The sequence below is a fragment of the Alysiella filiformis genome, assembly GCF_014054525.1.
In the GTDB taxonomy this organism is placed as follows: domain Bacteria; phylum Pseudomonadota; class Gammaproteobacteria; order Burkholderiales; family Neisseriaceae; genus Simonsiella; species Simonsiella filiformis.
Genome location: NZ_CP059564.1, coordinates 2,161,186 through 2,183,853, shown reverse-complemented (window position 1 = coordinate 2,183,853; position 22,668 = coordinate 2,161,186). Strand labels below are relative to the sequence as shown.

Sequence of the window (22,668 nt, the reverse complement as noted above, 5' to 3'; positions counted from 1 at the left end):
TTTATTTATAATTCAATCGCTTGAATTTGCTTGACCCACATATCGCCATGTAAATCTTGCTCTGCAAACGCTCCAATCACACCAAAAACATGGTCGCTAAACCCGCCAATATTCAAAATATCGTTCCGATTTTGCGCTTGCGTGGTCGCGTTGGGCTGAATGTCCAAGCAGACCAATTTGGCGTTTGGACAACGCTGTTTTAACTTATCCCATTCTTTTTTCAGGGAGGTTTGGCTGCCAAAATGCTGTTCGCGGTCTGCCCAACTTTCGTTGTCGGACACCATAATCAGCAAATCCACATCGGCTTTTTCCGCGTTCAATTTGGCGAGCGGTGCGCTGCAAGTCGTGCCGCCACCACCGATTTTTGCCAATTTTTCTGCGTTGGTCATGATGCTGTCGCGTGGATTGATTTTTACGCCTACCACGATGTTTTCAAAGGGTAAAATGCGCGCTTGCGGATTTTGGCGCAACACGGCAGCCGACACCAAAGCCGCCACGTCTATGCAGCGCGTTTTGCTGGTCGCGCTGCCACGATAGCCCGTTGCAGGGCTTTGCATGGAACCCGATACATCGGGACAAACCACAATATTTCCTTTAAAAACAGGTACATTTTCCACCGCGTGTTCCATTGCGTCTTGCAGGGCATGGCTGATGTCTCTGGGCAAATTGCAGGCTGCCTGAAATGCAGTCAGCAACTGATACGGTAAAACACGCGATTTTTTAACCAGTTGTTTATCCGCAATTTTTTTTGCAATGGCGTGGGTGTTTTTGTTTTTGTCAAACACACCATGCCTTTGAAATGTATTCAGATTTTGGCGAACTTGTTGCCATGAGCCGTTCAGCGCGATTTGCGTCCACGCGCCCGTGTCCAAATCCAAAGACGTGAGCATTTGAAATGGCACATCGGGCAATTTGCCTGCGCGATTTTGTTTATATAATTCAAAAGATTGTGTAATGGGTGGCAAATCTTCAAAACGGTATTCGCGCCCAATCAGCCACGCAAACCAAGCCGCTTGCCATGTTTCACGCGGTTTGGGGTGCACCATTTTGACCAGGTCCGCCAACGATGGCGCGTTGCCGATTGCCGCGTTAAGTAATTGTTTTTCATCGGCATGGAGCAGCCAATTTTGCACCAATTTTTTCGGGCGCGTTCCCAGCGATTTGCGTCCAGTCGCGCCACTTCGCAGCATTTGCACGAAGTTACGCAACATTTTGCCGTTGTCAATCACGCGCTCAAAAATTTGGGCGCACAATGCCACGTCTTTTTGCGCCAAAATCGCCAATAAAAACGCGGGCATGTCTTTCATTGCGCCTTTTTCGCGGGCGTAAATCGCGGTTTGGGCGATGAATTTTGGGGAAACGTGTTCGCATAATTGGCGCACTTGGTCTAATTGTTCGGCGGCGTTGGCATAATAAGTGTTGTTAAAACAGCCAGTTGTGGCGAATTGTGCCAATGCGTGTTCGGGCGTGAAGGCGTAGGCAATGCCGCCTGCTTGGTTGTGGGTGTGGGTGGCGTTTTCTTGGTTTTTATTTTTATGAAACAAGGTGTTGAATATGTTTTTGTTTGCCATGATGTTTTTCCTTTGTGCAATAAAAAGGCTGCCTGAAACAAGGGTTTTCAGGCAGCCTTAAAAAATGGGTGGGCGACTAGAATTAACAAGACCTTACCGCACACCGAAATGCACGGATAGGATTCGAACCTATAAAATAACCGATGTAATCTTGTTGGCATTCGCCCAAAAAGGGGTGGCGACCAAAATGTGTAAGATGATTTCTCCAATTAAAATGTAATCTTACACGCATTCGCCAAAAACTGAATTATCCTTGTTAATCAAAAGCCTGTCAAGATTTGCCTGAAAATCATCGGCAGGCTGCCTGAAAAAAGGTGGGGCGTGGCGACCAAGTTTGCAGAAATTCAACCCGATGTTTTGCCAATTAAACTACTTCGCGATAAGTATTTGGCGCGAAAGCAGGATTTGCACCCACATCTTCGGGGGTGGCTGTAATTTCTGCGGCATTCGCCTTGCCCCAAAACTGGGGCGCAACCCACAACAAGAATTGAAGAAATGTTTCGTGCTCTAACCTTCTGAGCTACTCTGCCATAATGGAAATTGGCGGCAGAGACGGGACTCGAACCCGCGACCACGAGCTTCGTAGGCTGTAATTCCTTCGGCATTTGTGTGTTGCGTTAATGGAGTCATCGCAAAGTGCGTGCCAACTGTTTTTCAGGCTGCCTGAAATGTTTTCAATATATTGATTTTAAATGAAATAAAATTTTTCAGGCAGCCTGAATGCGGTTGATGTTGTATTGATTTTCTATTTTTTTATCTATAAAAATATTTTTTAAGATAGGATAAATGAGCAGCCCATGCCACAACTTTCTTGCACTGGGCTATCGCATGAAAACGCAAATTCCGTTAATATTGAACTGCTGCTTAAAACGCTTTCAGGCAGCCTGAAACACGGTTTCCAACAAAAATTGTTTTCAAAGATTTTGCCATGTTCCATTTTACCCATAGTCAAGCCAATCCTTTGCGCGAAAAAATCACTGCCACTTATCGTAAAGATGAAGCCACGGTGGTGGCAGAATTGTTCCAACTCGCCCAATTTACCCATCAAGAACAAAGCGAAATCATGGCGCGCGCCCATGTTTTAGCCGAAAAAATCCACATCAAACAAAATAAATTGGCAGGCGCATCGGCATTCATTCGCGATTTTTCCCTGTCAGAAGACGGGCATATTGCCTTGGCAACGCTGGTTGAAAGCCTGTTGCGGATTCCCGATGAAACCACACGCTACAAATTGGTGTGGGACAAACTCAACGAAATTGACGATTGGGAACGCTACGCCAAACACCGCAAATCGGCATTGGTGGATTTGGGCGGATTGGGCTTGCGTTTGCGCCAAAAAAGCCATGACGACAACAGCCCACAAGCCACTTGGGTGCGCGTGGCAGAAAAAAACATGGAACAAACCTTCCGCATGCTGGCTGAACACTTTACCGCAGGCGAATATTTTGCCGATGCCATCAAAATTGCCAAGAAAAAAGCCAAACAAGGCTACCACTATGCCTTTGATTTGTCGTATTTGCCCGCGCAAACCCAAGCCGAAGCCCATCGCGCCTACGATGATTACGAACGCGCCATTCGCTTATTGGGCGATGAAACAGGCAAAACCTCGGTGTACGACAATCCCCATTTGGCATTGAAATTGTCGGCACTGTTTCCGCGCTACGAACACACCCAGCGCGACCGCGTGATGATTGAATTTTATCCGCGCATTAAAGCCTTGTATGTGTTGGCAAAACGCTATCACGTTGCCATGCTGATTGATTCCGAAGAATCCGATACTTTGGAAATGTCTTTGGACATCATGGAAGAATTGCTGGCTGAACACGATTTATTGGGCTTTGAAGGTTTGGGTTTTACCGTGCAAGCCTATCAAAAACGCAGTATGTTGGTGGTGCGGCATTTGATTGATTTGGCAGAAAAAAATCAACAAAAATTGATGATACGCTTGGTTAAAGGCGCATTTTGGGAAAGCGAAATCAAATCGGCACAACAGCGCGGTTTGAATGGCTATTCGGTGTTCACGCAAAAGGCGCATACCGAATTGTCGTTTTTGGTGTGTGCGCGTATGCTGTTGGCAAACCCTGCTTGGATTTACCCACAATTTGCCACCCACAATCCCTACACCATTGCCGCCATTGAAAAATTGGGCGGCAGCCAAGCCTATGAATTTCAAATTTTGCAAGGCGCAGGAGAAACCCTGTTTGAACAATTACAACACAACAAAGCCGAACACAAACCGCAGCGTTATCGCATTTGTGCGCCTGTGGGCAAAGTGGAAACGCTGTTGCCCTATTTGGTGCGCAGGCTGGCTGAAAGCGTGGCTGCCGATGCTGCCGCTCGCCATTTGATTCACGAAAAAAATGCGTGGATTCAGCCACCGCAAGATTTGGTTTTGAGAACACAAGGCAAACCCAATTCGCATATTGTGTTGCCGCGATTTTTGTATGGCAGGCAGCGTCTCAATCCCAATGGTTTGGATTTCAGCAGCGATATGGTGTTGATTCGTTTGCAAGAATTAATGAATGAGACTTTTGACGCAGGCAAAATTCATGCCCAATCGCTCATTCCCATGAAAGCGGCGCATGGCAACACCATTTCGGTGGTCAATCCAGCCGACCACAACGACATTTTGGGTTCGGTGGCGTTTATGCCCATGGCGGCGATGTTTAACGTGATTGCCACCGCCAAAAACATGGAAAAACGTTGGACAAACACCTCGCCCGATAAGCGTGTGGAATTGCTGCTCAAAGCCGCCAATTTGATTGAGGCGTATATGCCCGAACTCATGGCGTTAGTCATACGCGAAACGGGCAAAACGCTAGAAAGTGCCATTCGTGAAATCCGACAAGCGGTGGATTTTTGCCGCTATTATGCCCAAGAAGCCGAAAGCACCTGTGCAGGACGTGCGCCCATCGGCACGGTGGTGGCAATCAGCCCTTGGAATGCGCCTTTGTCGGTGTTTGTGGGGCAAATTGCGGCGGCTTTGGCGGTGGGCAACACCGTGATTGCCAAACCTTCGCCATTTAGCAGCTTAACCGCGTTTCGGGCAGTGCAGATTTTGCATGAAGCGGGTTTTGCCAAAGCCGCATTGCAATTGGTGTTGGGCGACAAAGAAATTGGCGAAGCACTCATCGCCGATACGCGCATTAACGGCATTTTGTTTACAGGCAGCATTGAAGTGGCACAAAAAATCCACCAAAAGCTGGCTGAACGCGATGATTTACCCGTGTTCATTGCCGAAACAGGCGGACAAAACGCCATGATTGCCGACAGCAGCGCGTCATTGGAGCAGTTGTGTAAAGATGTGATTTTGTCGGCATTTGGCAGTGCAGGGCAAAATGCCAATGCCTTGCGGATTTTGTGTGTGCAAGAAGACATTGCCGATGCGATGATAGACAAAATTCAAGGCGCAATGGACGAATTGCAAATTGGCAATCCCATGGACATTTCCACCGATATTGGACCGATTATCAACCAAGAAGCGCAAAAACGGGTGTTGGCGCATGTGGACAAAATCAAATCATCGGCACGGTTTTTTCATCAAATTGTGCTGCCTGAAACGCACACGCGCTATGCCACATTTGTGCCGCCCACCGCGATTGAATTGCACAATTTAGAACAAATTCAACATGAAGTATTTGGGCCCGTGTTGCACATTTTGCGTTATCGTGCCGAAGATTTGGGTCGCATGATAGACCAAATCAACAGCAAAGGTTACGCACTTTCGGTGGGCGTACACAGCCGCATTAACCACACGATTAACTTTGCCGCCAACCGCATTGAAGCAGGCAGCATTTACATCAACCGCGATTTAAAATCCGTTACCGCAGGCGTGCAACCTTTGGGTGGACACGGTTTGTCGGGAACCGGTCCCAAAGCAGGCGCATCGTTTTATTTGCAAAAACTCACGCAGGGTAAGTGGTTGTTGCCTAAGCGTTTTAGCCGTTTGGGGCAAATTGATGCAAATGCCTTGGCGGTGGTGGAGCAAATCATTGCCGAAGGCAGCTTTTCGCGTGAAGAGCAGGTGCAATTTGCCTTGGCATTGGGCAAGGTACGCAACAACCACACCTTGCGTTTGGCTCAACTGACGCTCAAAGGGCAACTGGGCGAACACGATGTGATGACATGGCGCGCCCCAAAACACATTTGGTTGCAGGGCGGTACATTGGCAACATCGTTGGCGGCACTCATTCCCATGCTGGCATCGGGTATGCAGCTTGTGATTGACAGCCAGCACCCTTTGGTAGCCCACCAAGCCAGCCTGAAAAACTGGGTTAAATTGAGCGAAGACCCCATGAATCACCCCAATATCAGCCATGTGGTGTGTTTGGATAAACCACTTGCAGCATGGAAACAGAAGTTGGCACAACGCGCTGGTGCCATTGTGAAAATCATGGACGCATCAGACGGTCATTTGGACGTGTTGCCTTTGTTTGAAGAAGTGGTGTTTTGCAACAACAAAACCGCCATGGGGGCGAATTTCAATCTGCTCATTCCCAAAGAAAGCGACAAAAAATAAGCTGGTGGGCGTTTTTCAGGCAGCCTGACGGTACACGAAAAAATACAGTTTTTGCTGTATGATTTTAATTTAAAATGAAAATTTAAGGAAAACAATGAAATATTTAAACATTTTGGGCAATGCCTTATTCATCAGCAATGTGGTGGTGGGGATTTTGCAAATTCATTGGGCAATCATTGCCCTGTTTGCCGTGCTGCACATGGTGGCGCGTCATCTTTACATACAAGCCGAATTGAAAGCCGCCCAAGGGCAAGATGAAGAACTGAACAAAATTCAGGCAGCCATGCCAGCCGTGCGTCATGCGGCAACGGTGGTCAGTTCCATTGTGGTGGCAGCCATTTTGTATGGTTTGGGCTATGGTGCGCGCGCCTTGGTCAATGCCATTATGTAAGGGGGGGCGCAATGAAACCCATATTGAACGTGGTGGCAGGCATTGTGTTTAATGCCCATGGCGAAATTTTGTTGAGTTCACGTCCAGAAGGCAAAGCCTATGCAGGTTATTGGGAATTTGCAGGTGGCAAAATTGAAGCAGGCGAAACCCATTTGGCAGCCTTAAAACGCGAATTTTTTGAAGAATTGGGTGTGCAGATTCATGACGCAAGCGCATGGTTAAGCCCTTGTTATGAATACGAACACGCGATTGTGAATTTGCATTTTTACTTGGTGCAGGCAGGGCAATGGGCTGGTGAAATTCAAGCCAAAGAAGGGCAAAATTTCACATGGCGCAAGCCCAATCAGGTTGCCGATTTGCCCATTTTGCCAGCCAATTATGAAATTATCCAAGCATTGTGCGATTTAAATTTCAATTAAAAATAATGATTTGTGTTAAATCCATTTAATTTTTGCAAAATAATGCTTGCGCGGCAAAACAAAATTTGGTTTAATAACGACTTCGCAACACAGCGAACAAAACAAATCGGGTGATTAGCTCAGTTGGTAGAGCGTCTGCCTTACAAGCAGAATGTCGGCGGTTCGACTCCGTCATCACCCACCAGCTTTTATCGGTTGCTTTAACGGCAGTCGGTTACGCGGTGGTAGCTCAGTTGGTTAGAGTACTGGCCTGTCACGCCAGTGGTCGCGGGTTCGAGCCCCGTCCACCGCGCCAAAATCAATTCTCTTTAAGTTTTCGCTTAAAGAGAATTTTCCTTTCAAATCGGGTGATTAGCTCAGTTGGTAGAGCGTCTGCCTTACAAGCAGAATGTCGGCGGTTCGACTCCGTCATCACCCACCAAATTTTCCCTTTGGGCTTTGGCTTGAAGGGATTTTTTGCATTGGGCTGGTCAATTTTTTTCAAAAGGACAATGGGGCAGGGCGTAACGGTTTCAGGCCGCCCAAAAGCCACGTTCACTTTGTCGCCTTGACGCAAAAAATGGTTTAAATATCGCAACGCATTTTCAGGCTGCCTGAAATGATTTACAATCCACTTTTCCCTTTTATTTTTATAGAAAGTTGATTATGCGCCACATTTTATTGTTGATTACCGCCACTTTTGCCTTGTCTGCTTGCGCTCAAACGCAATCTGCGGCACAGGTTCATCATCATGCTTCTCATCATCAAACCCATTCCAAAATCATGCAATCTGTTGAAAGTAAATACAATTTTTCTGAAACCGTATCGCGTTTAACCAATGCCGTAAAAGGCAAAGGCATGACCGTGTTTGCCACCATTGACCACCAAGCAGCAGCAAAACAAGCGGGTTTGACCATGCAGCCTGCCACCGTGATTGTGTTTGGCACACCCAAAGCAGGCACGCCTTTGATGATTAAAGACCCCACTTTGGCATTGCAACTGCCCTTGCGCGTGTTGGTAACGGAAGTGGACGGTAAAGTGCAAGTGGTGTTCAACGACACCCGTGCCATCATTGCTGGCACAAAAATTGAATACAGCGATGTGGAAAACAATTTGGCAAACGCCGAAAAATTGATTGCGGCAACGGTAACGCAATAAATTTTCATAAAAAAAGCTGCCTGAAAATGCGAAACATCATTTTCAGGCAGCTTTGTTTTGGCGAAGTTATGGTGTGCCGTTTTCCACTTTCATGCGAAAGCCGATTTTGCTCAAACCTGCTTCACGCGCGGCTTCCAATACTTTAACCACATGGTCGTAAGCCACGTCTTTGTCGGCATCGATTGCCACCACGGTGTTGGGGTCTTTTTGCGCGATTTGGCTAAACTGGCTTTTAATTGCCGCCAAATCCACTTTGGCATTGGAATCGGAGCCGATTGCGTATTGTCCTTTTTCGTCAATGGCGATTTCAAGCGGTTTCACGTCCACTTTGGCTTGCTCTGTTTTGCTGGATGTGGTGGGCAGTTCCAAAGGCAGCGAATGCGTTAAAACAGGCATGGTAATCATGAACACAATCAACAAAACCAACATCACGTCCACCAAAGGCGTTACGTTGATGTCGGACATTGGCGCGTCTTCATCGCCATCGCCCATAGAGCCAAAAGCCATAATTTTAATCCTTTAAGTTAATCAAATAAACGTGCAAATCGTGGGCAAAGTTGTGCAAATACCGTGCAAACATCTTGTTTTTGCGTGTGAAAAAATTGTAGCCCAACACGGCAGGAATCGCCACAAATAAACCAATGGTGGTTGCCACCAAAGCCTCGCCAATTGGACCTGCTACGGCGGCAATGCTCATTTGCCCTTTTTCGGTAATGCTGATGAGCGCGTGGTAAATGCCCCAAACTGTGCCAAGCAAACCAATAAACGGCGCGGTTGAACCCACCGATGCCAACACGCTCAAACCGCCATCGTAGCGATTGAGGATTTTGGTGTAGCTGTGGCGGATTTCGCGTTCCAAGAAATCGCTTTTGGGCAGGCTGGCTGAAAGCATTTTTTGTTGGCTGTCGGCAAATTGTTTGCGTGCAAAAAAGGCATCGCGCACCAATTCGGCAATGGGCGAATCGTTGTTTTGAATCAGCTTTTCGGCGGCTTCTGTGTTTTCGGCTTGCCAAAATGCGGTGTCAATGGCGTTGCTGCTGCTTTTGGCTTTTTGCAGGGCGATAAAACGCCAAATCATGATGCACCATGTGGCAATGCTCATCACAATCAGCGATAAAAATACGCCAATTAAAACAACATCGCCGCTTTTAAATGCAAGGGTTAAATCCATAATGTTCTCTTTTCATGAAAATAATTGCTTGGAATGGGTTTCAGGCTGCCTGAAACATCAATCGTCCAGTTTAAAGTTGTAGCCTGCCACAAATCGGGTTCGCATGGGCACACCGCCTTGTGATTTGGGTTTGTAGCTTGCGCTGGCGGCAGCGTCTTTGGCGGCACGGTCAAGTCGGGGCGAGCCACTTGATTTGACCACTTTGGCACTTTCCACATTGCCGCTTGCGCTGACGATGACTTCCACTTTAACTGTGCCTTCTTCTTCGCGCTCACGCGCGGCAGCAGGGTAGGGTGGAGCAGGTTTGGTGATGTAACCGCCATCGGCAATGCCTGTGGGATTGTGCGGTTTGTCATCGCCTTTTTTGTCATCGCCTTTCAAGCCTTTGCCTGAATCTTTACCGTTTTGGCTGCCCACGCCATTGCTGGGGTTGCTGCTGTTGGGGTTGCTGCCACCACCGCCATTGGTTTTGCCGTTGGGCGATGTGTTGGCGGCATGGCTGTTGCCTGAACCTTTGCTGTTGGCATTTTTGTTGTCGCCATCGCCATGTGTGTCGCTTGACGCATTGGCTGCTGATTTTTTGTTGAAATGGCTGAAATCGGTTTTCTTTTCAGCCGTTTTGTCTGTTTTTTCAACGGTTTTTTCAGCCGCTTTGGATGTGGTGGGTTCAACGGTTTTTTCTGTCGTTTTTTTGGGCTTTTTCGGTTTGGGTTCGAGGATTTTTTTGGCTTGAACCAAATCGGCAGGCTCATTGTCTTTCACCACTGCTTTAACCTGTGGTTTTTCAACAGGTTTCTCCACCGCTTTGGGGGGCGGTGGTGATTTTTTTTGTGGTGGGGGTGGTGTGATTTTTTTGGGCGGCGGCGGTGGAGGTGGTGCGGCTGGGGCAGGTGGTAAAGCAGGTGCGCCATCGCGTCCTGCTTCGCCGTTGCCGTCTGGCGCACCCAAATCCACAAAGGTTAATTGGTCGGCGATGGGTGGCTCGGGTGGTTTTTTTTGTGATAAAACATAGAGCCATATCCCGCCAACAATGTGCGCCGCGCTAACCGCAAACACAATCGCTGTTTTGAGTGGGGTATCTTTTTTCATGGGCGCGTATGCTAATGCAAACGGTTCTTGTTTGCAAGCTGTTTTCCAACTATTTTTAACATTTTCATAACTTGATTTTTCAGGCTGCCTGAAAATGCTAAAATCACGCCCATTTTTGAATTTGAGACCGACCATGACCGCCACCAAACCCCCATCGCCCATGATGCAACAATATCTCGCCATTAAATCACAACACCTTGATAAATTGGTGTTTTACCGCATGGGCGATTTTTACGAACTGTTTTTTGATGACGCAGTCGAAGCCGCCAAATTGTTGGACATCACGCTGACCACGCGCGGACAGCATTTGGGCGAACCCATCAAAATGGCAGGTGTGCCACACCACGCGATTGAACAGCATTTGATTAAATTGGTTAAACTGGGGCGCAGTGCCGCCATTTGCGAACAAGTGGGCGAAGTGGGCGCAAACAAATTGGTGGAACGCAAAGTAACACGCATTGTTACCGCAGGCACGCTCACCGATTCGGCTTTGTTGGAAGACAAGCAAACCAATCGCATTGCCGCCCTGTGCGTGGGCAAAAAACAAACCGCTTTGGCATGGGCGGCTTTGGAAAGCGGCGAATTTCGCACCAAAATCATCAACATCAACAAATTGGCAGACGAATTGGCGCGTTTGCAAGTGGCAGAATTGCTGGCAGACAACGATTTCAGGCTGCCTGAAAATTGCCCCAAAATCCCAATCAGCCGTTTGAATGCGTGGCAATTTGCACCCGACACCGCTTTCACGCTTTTAACCGATTATTTTGGCAGCCAAGATTTGCGCGGTTTTGGCTTGGATTTGGCGGAACATTCGGCGGCAATCGCGGCAGCAGGCGCATTGTTGAATTATTTGAAATTGACCCAAAATCAACTGCCACCTCATATGGAAGCGATTGTTTTTGAAAAAGAAAATCAATTCGTGGAAATGGATGCCGCCACACGCCGCAATTTGGAAATCACGGCAACATTGAGTGGCAAAAAATCGCCCACGCTTTTTTCTGTTTTAGATGAATGTGTTACCCACATGGGCAGCCGTTATTTGGCGCATTGTTTGCACCACCCTTTGCGTCATCGCGCCCACATACAGGCACGTTTGGACGCGGTGCAGGTGTTGCTGGAAAACGACTTTGCCGCCATTTCAGGCAGCCTGAAACACATCGCCGACATGGAACGCATTGCCGCGCGTGTGGCTTTGGGTTCGGCACGACCGCGCGATTTGTCGGCATTGCGCGACAGCTTATTGATTTTGCAAGATTTGTCTTTGCCGAAAAGTGCTTTGCTTGATACGCTGGCGGCGTGTTTTCCGCAAACTTTGTCGGTGGCGCGGATTTTGCAGGCAGCCTTAATGCCCGAACCGTCCGTGTGGCTCAAAGACGGCAATGTCATCAATCATCAATACAATCAAGAACTTGACGAATTGCGCCATTTGCAAACGCATGGCGATGATTTTCTTCAAGAATTGGCGCAGCGCGAACAACAACGCACCCAACTTTCCACGCTCAAAGTGGAATTTAACCGCGTGCATGGTTTTTACATTGAATTGTCCAAAGGGCAAGCGGAACACGCACCCAGCGATTATCAACGCCGCCAAACGCTCAAAAATGCCGAACGATTCATCACGCCCGAATTAAAAGCATTTGAAGACAAATTTTTGGCAGCGCAAGACAAGGCTTTGGCTTTGGAGAAAGTGTTGTACGAACAATTATTGCAGCAATTACAGGCAGCCTTAAACCCAATCCAACAAGCCGCCAAAGCCGTGGCAATACTGGATATGCTGTGCAGTTTCGCCCGCACCGCCCACAAGCAGCATTACACCATGCCGCGATTTACCGATGTGCCACAAATCCACATTCAGGCAGGGCGACACCCCGTGGTGGAGCAGCAAGTCAAACATTTTACCGCCAACGATGTGGCACTCACACCGCAACAATCCTTGTGTTTGCTCACAGGACCCAATATGGGCGGCAAATCCACTTATATGCGCCAAGTTGCCCTGATTGCATTGATGGCGCACACAGGCAGCTTTGTGCCAGCCGAACGCGCCATCATCGGCAACATAGACCAAATCTTCACACGCATAGGCGCAAGCGATGACTTGGCAAGCAACCGTTCCACCTTTATGGTAGAAATGTCGGAAACCGCCTACATTTTGCACCACGCCACACCCCAATCGCTGGTGTTGATGGACGAAGTAGGGCGCGGCACGTCCACCTTTGACGGATTGGCATTGGCGCACGCCATAGCCTTGCATTTATTGCAAAAAAATCAATCATTGGCATTGTTTGCCACCCACTATTTTGAATTGACCAAGCTGCCTGAAAGCCAGCCCCGCGCCTTCAATCGCCATTTATCCGCATTGGAGCAGGGGCAAGACATTGTTTTTCTTCATCAAGTGCAAGATGGCGCGGCAGAAAAAAGCTACGGCATAGCCGTGGCGAAATTGGCAGGATTGCCGCCACGTGCCCTAAAAATGGCGCAAAAACAACTGCATTTACTGGAAAACCAATCGTCCCATCCACAGTTGGATTTGTTTGCCGAGCCAACTGAATTGCCGCCCGATGACGATGTGGCAGACATTGCAGGCAGCCAAATTGCCGAAAAATTGCGCCAAATCAACCCCGATGAATTGACAGCGCGGCAGGCTTTGGATTTGGTTTACGAATGGAAAAGGCTGGCTGAAAATACGCCAGAATGATTTTCCTGCGTGGCGTAGGGGCAGATTGCATATCTGCCCCTTTTTTGCGGCATTGGCTCAAAGGGCGGATATGAAAAAAGATTTGACAAGTTGGGATAATAAATGGTAAAAAATCGTTAATTTGAATAAGGCTAAATGGTTCATTGTTTTATTCAACGAACAATCGGTATTGGATTGAAATGAATTTGTTATTTGCGGTTTAGTGCATTTTTATTTTCAGGCAGCCTGAAAATGAATTTTGATGAAAAGCAATGATGTAAGGAATAACAGAACGCGTGGGTGCAAGCACCCACCCTACGTTGGCTAACTAAAATTCAAACCACAATGCAATGTGAAAAAAGATTTGACAAATTTCATCAATAATATGGTAAAAAATGTTAATTTAAATAAGGCTAAATGGACAATAGCTTTATTTAAAATAATTTTTGTTTCTTTCAATTCAAAAAAATTTTTTTAATTAAATCAACTCTGGAAAAAGAGTTGAGAATGGCGTAATAACTAGGAATTTACTAAATGAAATCTTTCAATTTAAAATTTGTATTTTTTTTATTTGCTTTTTGTTTGCTTGGTTTTACAGCTTGTAAGAAAAAAGGCAGTTATTATGAAACGTTTTACGCAATTCAATTAAACAAAGATAATCGCAATTTCAAATTCTTGGTAAAACCTAATTCTAGCAATCCTTATAGGATAATGATGATTCTCTACCCTAAAAATGATATTGAAAGAAAAAAAATTTTTAGTTTCTATAAAAAAAATCCACCACGCATATCTGCTTCTGTAAAGATTACCGATAATGGCAATAATATTATCTTACAGGATAAAAAATATGTAGATATATCAGCTTATGATAATGATAAATTTGATTTTTACTTAATAAATAATCCTGTTGTATTATCAAGAAATATAGAATATACTATAGATGTTGAATTTGGAAATTTAAATGAGTATGAATTATTTTACATAGATACTAAATTGGCTTTTGGATTAGGTCGTTTTTACAAAACCAATCTTTTCCACTAAAAATTGAACTAAAACTATTTAGATTTTTGGAGTTTTACTATGAAATATACAATGACTATTCATATTTCACCTCGTAACACAATGCGTTATCTTGATGGTCAACCATCAGGTCCTGGACATATTTTTTATTCACTTCATGATGGAAGTGATTCAAAATTGTCTAGTTATGGATTTGCTCCTGAAAGCAATAAAGGGGTAGGAGATTTATTAGGGGCACCAGGCAAGGTTTATACAAAGAACGAAAGTGATTATGAAAATTATGACAAACAAACCACTCGTTCATATACTATTGAGATTACTAAGTCCCAATATGAAAAATTACATGATTTTGGTCAAAATCCAAAAAACTATGGGTTTGATAGTGAATATCATGGTATTACAAATAGTTGTGTTGATTTTACTTATAAGGCTTTAGATGTTGCAGGTTTTAAATTACCAGCAGATAGAAACTATCCTCAACAAGGATATGAAGGGAAAATATATCCTCATGATAATGAAAGGGTTATAACTAAATTATTGAATCCTGAATTACCAAATGCAAGTGTAAAGCCTAATTTAAACCCAACAGATGTACCAGGTAACGCTTATGGTGATTACAATAATATGCATCCTTCTTTACTACCACGTAATTACTCTGGAAGTAGCTCTAATTGGTATGATAATGGACACGAGTGTGTTGTTTTACCATGGGCAAAAGATTTATTCCCCAATCGCAGTGAAAAATACCACATTGTAGACCCCCTAGCTTTGGATTTAGACGGTAACGGCATTCAAACCACCGCCACCGCAGGCTTTTCAGGCAGCCTGTTTGACCACAATAAAGACGGCATTCGCACTGCCACAGGCTGGGTTGCGTCTGGCGATGGTTTGCTGGTGCGCGATTTAAATGGCAATGGCATCATTGATAATGGTGGTGAATTGTTTGGCGAAAACACCCTGTTGGCAGATGGCACATTGGCGCAGCACGGCTATGCCGCATTGGCAGAATTGGATAGCAATGCCGATGGTGTGGTGGATGCCAATGATGCGGCTTTCGCCACCTTGCGTGTGTGGCAAGATAAAAACCAAGACGGCATTTCCCAAGCCGATGAATTGCACACTTTGGCAGATTTGGGCATCCAATCGCTCAATACCGCTTATGAAGATGTAAACCAAGATTTGGGTAATGGCAACAGCATAGCGCAATTAGGCAGCTACACCAAAACAGACGGCAGCACTGCTGAAATGGCAGATTTGCTGTTCCACAACGACCATTTATACAGCCGTTTTGCCGAGCGCATTGAATTGACGGCTGAACAGTCTCGTGCCGCTAATTTAAGCGGTATTGGTCGTGTGCGCGATTTGCGCGAAGCGGCTGCATTGTTTGGCGATTTGTCTGCCACATTGCAATCTTATTCGCAAGCCGATACCAAACAAGTACAAATGGCGTTGTTAGACAAATTGGTACAAAAATGGGCAGAAACCGACCCACAATGGGGTAAACGCGCATATGCGTTTAACAGTGGTTTGGTAGAAACAAAAAATCAAGGATATGCTTTAACACCAAATGAATTGAAACGTGTGATGAGTGGCGAGATATTTTCGGAAGAAACACGCATTGGACTTGCGGAGTCCGTGAATAAGCGTGCCATTTTGGACGCATTCACAGGACAAGACACCAGTCGCTTGTTTGTGTTTTCCGAAAGTGAAGCCAAACGAGTTGTGAAATTGACCAATGAAACTTATGCCAGCTTAACCAACAATATTTATAAAGGTTTGTTGTTCCAAACACGTTTGAAACCTTATGTGAGTGAAATTGCATTCAAGATTGAAGATGGGCAATTTGCCTTGGATTTCACACGCGTAATTGCCACATTCAATCAAATTCACGAAAGCAATCCACAGAAAGCGATTGTGGATTTGGCTGAATTGATGGGCTATGCCAAAATTGAGCTGAAACAAACAGGGCTGCCCGAGTTGTTGGCGCATTATGTTGCTGTTGCAGATGAAACGGTGTTGAATGATGTTGCATCGATTCTGGATAAAAATGTGATGGAAACTTTGGATTTGTATTTTGCCAATGCAGAGCAAGCCAATGTTTCAGGCAGCAGCAAAAATGATTTCTTGATTGGCGATAAAGCCAACAATACTGTGAGTGCTGGCGATGGCGATGATGTCTTGATTGGTGGTATTGGCAATGATACTTTAAATGGCAGCTATGGCAACGATACTTATGTGTTTGCCAAAGGTCATGGGCAAGATGTCATCTATGATTATGGTTCAGATAAGAACGATACCATTCGCTTTGTTGATGTGGCATCGACCGAAGTGCAATTCCGCAAAGATGGTCATCATTTGATTATTGAGGGGTACAATGAACAAGACAGCATTAAAATTAGCGACTTTTTCTACAGTGAAAATTATCAAATTGAGAAATTCCAATTCAGCGATAAAGTCGTTACTTTGCAAGAATATTTTGAAAACGGTTTGACTTTAACGCAAACAGCTGAGGATGATACCGTTCAAAGTTGGAGTGGTAAAACCATTCTGCTTGGTGGTGCTGGCAACGATAAATTAAGCACATATGACAAAGATGATGTGTTAGATGGCGGTGCTGGTAATGATATTTTGAGTGCAGGAGATGGCAACGATACCTTAATCGGCGGTATTGGTAATGACACTTTAAATGGCAGCTATGGCAACGATACTTATGTGTTTGCCAAAGGTCATGGGCAAGATGTCATCTATGATTATGGTTCAGATAAGAACGATACCATTCGCTTTGTTGATGTGACATCGACCGAAGTGCAATTCCTCAAAGATGGTAATCATTTGATTATTGAGGGGTATAATGAACAAGACAGCATTAAAATTAGCGACTTTTTCTACAGTGAAAATTATCAAATTGAGAAATTCCAATTCAGCGATAAAGTCGTTACTTTGCAAGAATATTTTGAAAACGGTTTGACTTTAACGCAAACAGCTGAGGATGATACCGTTCAAAGTTGGAGTGGTAAAACCATTCTGCTTGGTGGTGCTGGCAACGATAAATTAAGCACATATGACAAAGATGATGTGTTAGATGGCGGTGCTGGTAATGATATTTTGAGCGCAGGAGATGGCAACGATACCTTAATCGGTGGTATTGGTAATGATACTTTAAATGGCAGCTATGGCAACGATACTTATGTGTTTGCCAAAGGTCATGGGCAAGATGTCATCTATGATTATGGTTCAGATAAGAACGATACCATTCGCTTTGTTGATGTGACATCGACCGAAGTGCAATTCCGCAAAGATGGTAATCATTTGATTATTGAGGGGTACAATGAACAAGACAGCATTAAAATTAGCGACTTTTTCTACAGTGAAAATTATCAAATTGAAAACTTCCAGTTCAGCGATAAAACCATTACTTTGAAAGAATATTTTGAAAATGGTCTGACTTTAACGCAAACTGCTGGCGATGATACTGTTCAAAGTTGGAGTGGTAAAACCATTCTGCTTGGTGGTGCTGGCAACGATAAATTAAGCACATATGACAAAGATGATGTGTTAGATGGTGGTGCTGGTAATGATATTTTGAGTGCAGGAGATGGCAACGATACCTTAATCGGTGGTATTGGTAATGACACTTTAAATGGCAGCTATGGCAACGATACTTATGTGTTTGCCAAAGGTCATGGGCAAGATGTCATCTATGATTATGGTTCAGATAAGAACGATACCATTCGCTTTGTTGATGTGACATCGACCGAAGTGCAATTCCGCAAAGATGGTAATCATTTGATTATTGAAGGCTACAATGAACAAGACAGCATTAAAATTAGCGACTTTTTCTACAGTGAAAATTATCAAATTGAGAAATTCCAATTCAGCGATAAAGTCGTTACTTTGCAAGAATATTTTGAAAACGGTTTGACTTTAACGCAAACAGCTGAGGATGATACCGTTCAAAGTTGGAGTGGTAAAACCATTCTGCTTGGTGGTGCTGGCAACGATAAATTAAGCACATATGACAAAGATGATGTGTTAGATGGCGGTGCTGGTAATGATATTTTGAGTGCAGGAGATGGCAACGATACCTTAATTGGTGGTATTGGCAATGATACTTTAAATGGCAGCTATGGCAACGATACTTATGTGTTTGCCAAAGGTCATGGGCAAGATGTCATCTATGATTATGGTTCAGATAAGAACGATACCATTCGCTTTGTTGATGTGGCATCGACCGAAGTGCAATTCCGCAAAGATGGTAATCATTTGATTATTGAGGGGTACAATGAACAAGACAGCATTAAAATTAGCGACTTTTTCTACAGTGAAAATTATCAAATTGAAAATTTCCAATTCAGCGATAAAACCGTTACCTTAAAAGATTACGGTAGTTATGGTTTAACATTGTCTGATGAGCATCAACAGGATAGTGTTTATACTCATGCAAATTATCGTTTGTCGGATTTTGTAGAGAATCTGTCGTTGCTTGGTAATGCTGTTTCAGGTGAGGGAAATGCGCTAAATAATATTATTCGAGGTAATGATTTGAATAATGTATTAAAGGGTGCAGCAGGTAATGACCGTTTGGACGGTGGGCGTGGTAGTGATACTTTAACAGGCGGTGATGATGCAGATACTTTTGTATTTAGCTCCTTGCTGGACGGTACAGTAGACACAATTACGGATTTCACGCTGTCACAAGACAAAATTGAATTGGCTGTGAAGGCGTTTTCGGGTTTGACTGCCGATAATCTTGCGGAGCGCGTGAAATATGATGTGGCTTCAGGTAGTTTGTCCTATGACCCAGATGGAGAGGGGAAAGAAGATGCCATTCATTTTGCCACTTTGCAAAATAAACCCCATCTGACGATTGACGAAAACCACTTTATCTTGGTGTAAAACGGTATTTCAGGCAGCCTTTAAAAAGGCTGCCTGAAAAATCATGTTAAATCAAAATTGATGAAAAAATTCAAATAATCACAATATCATATTGTTCTGGCGAATAATGCCCATCTGTTTCCAGCATAATTGGTTTGCCAATAAAATCAATCAGCAATGCCAATGATTGTGATTCTTCGTCCAAAAATAAATCAATGACTTGTGGTGAGGCAATAATCCGAAATTGTTTCACGTCAAAACGCCGACTTTCGCGCACAATTTCGCGTTGAATTTCATAACATACTGTTTGGGCGGTTTTCAGCCTGCCGCGCCCTTGGCAAACGGGACAGGGTTCGCACAGCACTTGGCTCAAACTTTCGCGCGTGCGTTTGCGTGTCAATTCCACCAAACCCAAGCTGGTAAAGCCGTTGAGCGTTACGCGGGTGCGGTCTAGGCTCAATGCTTTGGCAAATTCGTTGAGTACGGCTTCGCGGTGTTCGGGTAGGGTCATGTCAATGAAATCAATCAAAATCATGCCGCCCAAATTGCGTAAACGCAGTTCACGCGCGATGGCGTGGCAGGCTTCCAAATTGGTTTTGAAAATGGTCTCGTCAAAATTGCGTGAACCGACAAAGCCACCTGTGTTCACATCTATGGTGGTCATGGCTTCGGTGGCTTCAATAATCAGGTAGCTGCCAAAATTGAGATTGACGCGCGGTTGTAAGGCGCGGTTGATTTCGCCTTCTATGCCGTAGGTTTCAAATAGGGGGCGTTCGCCTTTAAACAGGTGGATTTTTTCGGCGGCATTTTGCACATATTGTTGGGCAAATTCGCTCATTTTTTCGTGATTGCGCTTGGAATCCACCAAAATTTGCACTGTGTTGTGATTGAACATATCGCGCAACACGCGCAAACTCAATGGCAAATCTTGATACAGCAGGGTTTCAGGCTGGCAGGTTTTGGCGCGTTGGCAAATGTTGTCCCACACACGCGTTAAATAATGAATGTCGGCTTGCAATTCGGCATCGGTGGCGGTTTCTGCGCTGGTGCGTATGATGTAGCCGTGGCAGGCGTTTTCAGGCAGCAGGGCGTTGAGTCGTTCGCGTAGGCTGTTGCGTTCTTCTTCATTTTCAATGCGTTGTGATATGCCGATGTGTTCATCTTGTGGCAAATGCACCAAAAAACGCCCCGCCAGCGAAATTTGCGTAGAAAGCCGTGCGCCTTTGCTGTTGATGGGGTCTTTAATCACTTGCACCAGCAGGGTTTGCCCTTCAAACAGCATGTGTTCAATGCGTTGGGTTTCATCGGGTTTTTGTTTTTGCTCCAAAATGTCCACGATGTGCAAAAAGGCGGCGCGTTCCAAGCCTATGTCCACAAACGCACTTTGCATACCTGGTAACACGCGGCGCACCACGCCCAAATAAATGTTGCCCACCAAGCCGTGTCCCGAATTGCGTTCAATGTGCAGTTCGCAGATTTCGTTTTCTTCCAACAGGGCAACGCGGGTTTCTTGGGGTGTGATGTTCACCAATACGGTTTCGGGTGGGTGCAACACGTCTTTGGGTAGGGGAATGGTGTCAAAGGGCATAATCATGGTGTTGAAAATCAAATAAAAATGGGGTTTCAGGCAGCCTGAACAGGATTTTGCAGCAAATGCGGACTGTGCATCAAAGCACCCAAGCTGGTATCCACAAATGGCACGATAAGTTGAGTTAAATCAATGGATTCGGGGGTGGCAAGCCACAGTTTAATCATGCCCGTTACGGTGCTTTTTAAATAGATGTGTGCCAAATGAAGATTGACGTTTTCAGGCAGCGATTTTTGTTCCACACACATTTGTAAAGCCACCGCAATTTGCTGAAATAAACATTCATGGTATTTTTTGGACATGGCAATGATTTGTTCATTGTGTTGAATTTGTTCGCATTTATCGGTAATCACACTACAAAATTTTTGATGAGTGGGATTGTTTGCCAAAAACAAGAGCGTATCGCACAAATTATCGCGCAAATATTGCCACGCATTGGGGGCTTGTTGCACCGTTTCGGGGTTGAAACGCGACAAAATATCGTTGTAAAAATCTTCAAACATGGCGGCAAACAAATCTTCTTTGTTTTTAAAATGCCAATACAATGCACCGCGTGTTACGCCTGCTTCTTGGGCAATTTCTTGCAGCGTGGCGCGGGTAACACCTTGACGGTAAAACACTTCCAATGCAGCGTGCATTAGGTGTTGTCGGGTTTTGAGTGATTCAATTTTGGTTTTTCTCATGGTGGATTGGGCGTGTAATGGTTTGTGAAAATGGCAATTTGCAGATGTGAATTTGCGTAAAATTGGGCTTACAACATTCGCTGATGTATGTATAATACACGTTTTTTATGGCTTAAAAAACAGTTGGCTGCCTGAAAATCGTGTAAAAATGAATGTAAAGAAAATTCAGGCAGCCTATAATTGTAATTTTATTTCAATCAATACATCAGCTTAATCAGGAAGCAATATGAATATCAGCAAAAATGTTCAACCCACATGGCGTTTTGCCGCCTTGGCTTTGGCAAGTGCGCTGGCATTGGCGGCGTGTGGCAACAAAGTTGAAGAACAGAAAAAAGCCCAACAAGCCAAAATGGCAGAATTAACGCCAACCGTTCACGTTTTGACGGTTTATCCACAAAACGTGTTGTTGGAAAACAACCTGCCTGCACGCTTGGAAGCCACGCGCAGCGCAGACATCATTCCACAAGTGGGTGGCATTGTGCAACGCCGTTTGTTTCAAGAAGGCTCTTATGTTAAAGCAGGTCAGCCCCTGTATCAACTTGATGATGATACCTACACCGCCAATTTGGCAACCGCCAAAGCCAGCCTGTTGAGCGCAGAAGCCGCGCTTGCCAAAGCCGATGCCGATTTGGCGCGTTATCGCTCCTTGGTGCAAGCCGATGCAATCAGCAAGCAAGAATGGGACGCAGCCGTTACCGCCAAGCGTTCTGCCGAGGCGCAAATTGAATCTGCCAAAGCCGCCATTCATGCCGCCAATGTGAACGTGAAACGCGCCCAAATTGTTGCGCCCATTTCGGGCTTTATTGGGCAATCGCTGGTAACAGAAGGTGCATTGGTGGCAGCAAACAGCACCAAAATGGCAAACATCACACAAAACGACCCCATGTATGTGAACATCACCCAATCGTCTGCCGATATGCTCAAATTGCGTAAGCAGTTGGCAACGGGCGAACGTGTGATGAACAGCCATGTTGATGTGAGCATTGTGTTGGAAGATGGTTCGGTGTATCCCGAAAAAGGACGTTTGTTGTTTTCTGATGCCACGGTGGACAAAACCACAGGTCAAGTTACCCTACGCGCTGCCATTCCCAATCCGCAACAGGTGTTGATGAGCGGCATGTATGTGCGCGTGAATTTGCCTTTGGCGGGCATTTTGGACGCATTTGCGGTGCCACAAAAAGCCTTAACACGCGGTAAAACCGATACGGTTATGGTGGTCAATGCCCAAGGTGGTGTTGAGCCGCGTACCGTGAAAGTGGGCGGTCAAAAAGGCGATGCGTGGATTGTTACCGAAGGCTTACAGGCAGGCGACCGTGTGGTGGTAGATGGTATGTCCATTGCAGGTATGTTGGGCGCGAAGAAATTTGATTTCAAAGAATGGCAGCCTGAACAATCTGCCAACCCCAATCCGCAAGAAGCCAGCCCCATGACAGGCTCTGTCCCACACGATGATGCTGCCGAACGCGCGTCCGAAGTCGCCGCGCCTGCCGCAAAAGATGTTCAGGCAGCCTCCGAAGCACAATAAGGATAG

The 22,668-nt window shown here is 45.3% G+C and carries 13 protein-coding genes, 3 tRNA genes and 1 pseudogene; 11 read left to right on the top strand and 6 right to left on the bottom strand.

The features are described from left to right. Positions 1–5 precede the first annotated feature (5 nt). The gene (locus H3L97_RS10720; RefSeq protein WP_143269145.1) at positions 6–1,571 is read right to left on the bottom strand and encodes a TROVE domain-containing protein; all 1,566 of its coding nucleotides are present in this window, start codon (positions 1,569–1,571) and stop codon (positions 6–8) included. Positions 1,572–2,499: 928 nt separating this feature from the next. Between H3L97_RS10720 and putA the strand changes: the two genes are divergently transcribed. From putA to H3L97_RS10685, 7 genes are all read left to right on the top strand, one after another. Beyond that, on the top strand, positions 2,500–6,090 hold the full coding sequence (gene putA, locus H3L97_RS10715) for a bifunctional proline dehydrogenase/L-glutamate gamma-semialdehyde dehydrogenase PutA (RefSeq protein WP_097114452.1): 3,591 nt from the start codon (positions 2,500–2,502) through the stop codon (positions 6,088–6,090). A gap of 94 nt (positions 6,091–6,184) precedes the next feature. Continuing rightward, entirely contained in the window at positions 6,185–6,481 is a 297-nt protein-coding gene (locus H3L97_RS10710; RefSeq protein ID WP_097114451.1) for a hypothetical protein, read from the top strand. A gap of 11 nt (positions 6,482–6,492) precedes the next feature. After that, positions 6,493–6,900, top strand: coding sequence for an NUDIX domain-containing protein (locus H3L97_RS10705; RefSeq protein WP_097114450.1), 408 nt, complete (start codon positions 6,493–6,495; stop codon positions 6,898–6,900). Between the two features lie 108 nt (positions 6,901–7,008). Then, positions 7,009–7,084: transfer RNA gene (locus H3L97_RS10700), tRNA-Val, on the top strand. Between the two features lie 34 nt (positions 7,085–7,118). Beyond that, positions 7,119–7,195 (top strand) — tRNA-Asp (locus tag H3L97_RS10695). Between the two features lie 50 nt (positions 7,196–7,245). Then, positions 7,246–7,321: transfer RNA gene (locus H3L97_RS10690), tRNA-Val, on the top strand. Positions 7,322–7,545: 224 nt separating this feature from the next. Continuing rightward, a complete protein-coding gene (locus tag H3L97_RS10685) occupies positions 7,546–8,037 on the top strand; it encodes a DUF302 domain-containing protein (RefSeq protein WP_097114448.1) in 492 nt (163 codons plus the stop codon). A gap of 66 nt (positions 8,038–8,103) precedes the next feature. Here H3L97_RS10685 and H3L97_RS10680 read toward each other — a convergent pair whose 3' ends face one another. From H3L97_RS10680 to H3L97_RS10670, 3 genes are read right to left on the bottom strand one after another with little or no spacing between them, the layout of a single operon-like run. Next, positions 8,104–8,544, bottom strand: a complete 441-nt coding sequence (locus H3L97_RS10680; RefSeq protein ID WP_097114447.1) for an ExbD/TolR family protein — start codon at positions 8,542–8,544, stop codon at positions 8,104–8,106. Between the two features lie 4 nt (positions 8,545–8,548). Continuing rightward, a complete protein-coding gene (locus H3L97_RS10675; protein ID WP_097114446.1) occupies positions 8,549–9,208 on the bottom strand; it encodes a MotA/TolQ/ExbB proton channel family protein in 660 nt (219 codons plus the stop codon). Between the two features lie 57 nt (positions 9,209–9,265). Continuing rightward, a complete protein-coding gene (locus tag H3L97_RS10670) occupies positions 9,266–10,297 on the bottom strand; it encodes an energy transducer TonB (RefSeq protein WP_179655842.1) in 1,032 nt (343 codons plus the stop codon). A gap of 133 nt (positions 10,298–10,430) precedes the next feature. Between H3L97_RS10670 and mutS the strand changes: the two genes are divergently transcribed. The 3 genes and pseudogenes from mutS to H3L97_RS10655 form a co-directional block, all read left to right on the top strand. Further along, positions 10,431–12,992, top strand: coding sequence for a DNA mismatch repair protein MutS (gene mutS, locus H3L97_RS10665; RefSeq protein ID WP_097114444.1), 2,562 nt, complete (start codon positions 10,431–10,433; stop codon positions 12,990–12,992). 513 nt (positions 12,993–13,505) lie between these two features. Further along, the gene (locus tag H3L97_RS10660) at positions 13,506–14,012 is read left to right on the top strand and encodes a hypothetical protein (protein ID WP_097114443.1); all 507 of its coding nucleotides are present in this window, start codon (positions 13,506–13,508) and stop codon (positions 14,010–14,012) included. A gap of 651 nt (positions 14,013–14,663) precedes the next feature. Continuing rightward, positions 14,664–18,887: pseudogene (locus H3L97_RS10655) on the top strand (calcium-binding protein); the annotation flags it as partial. 70 nt (positions 18,888–18,957) lie between these two features. Here H3L97_RS10655 and rng read toward each other — a convergent pair. After that, complete coding sequence (gene rng, locus H3L97_RS10650; RefSeq protein ID WP_097113499.1) at positions 18,958–20,454, bottom strand: ribonuclease G; 1,497 nt, start codon at positions 20,452–20,454, stop codon at positions 18,958–18,960. Positions 20,455–20,489: 35 nt separating this feature from the next. Then, positions 20,490–21,137, bottom strand: a complete 648-nt coding sequence (locus tag H3L97_RS10645; protein ID WP_097113301.1) for a TetR family transcriptional regulator — start codon at positions 21,135–21,137, stop codon at positions 20,490–20,492. Between the two features lie 226 nt (positions 21,138–21,363). Here H3L97_RS10645 and H3L97_RS10640 point away from each other — a divergent pair, with 226 nt between their 5' ends. Next, a complete protein-coding gene (locus H3L97_RS10640; RefSeq protein WP_097113302.1) occupies positions 21,364–22,662 on the top strand; it encodes an efflux RND transporter periplasmic adaptor subunit in 1,299 nt (432 codons plus the stop codon). Positions 22,663–22,668 lie beyond the last annotated feature (6 nt).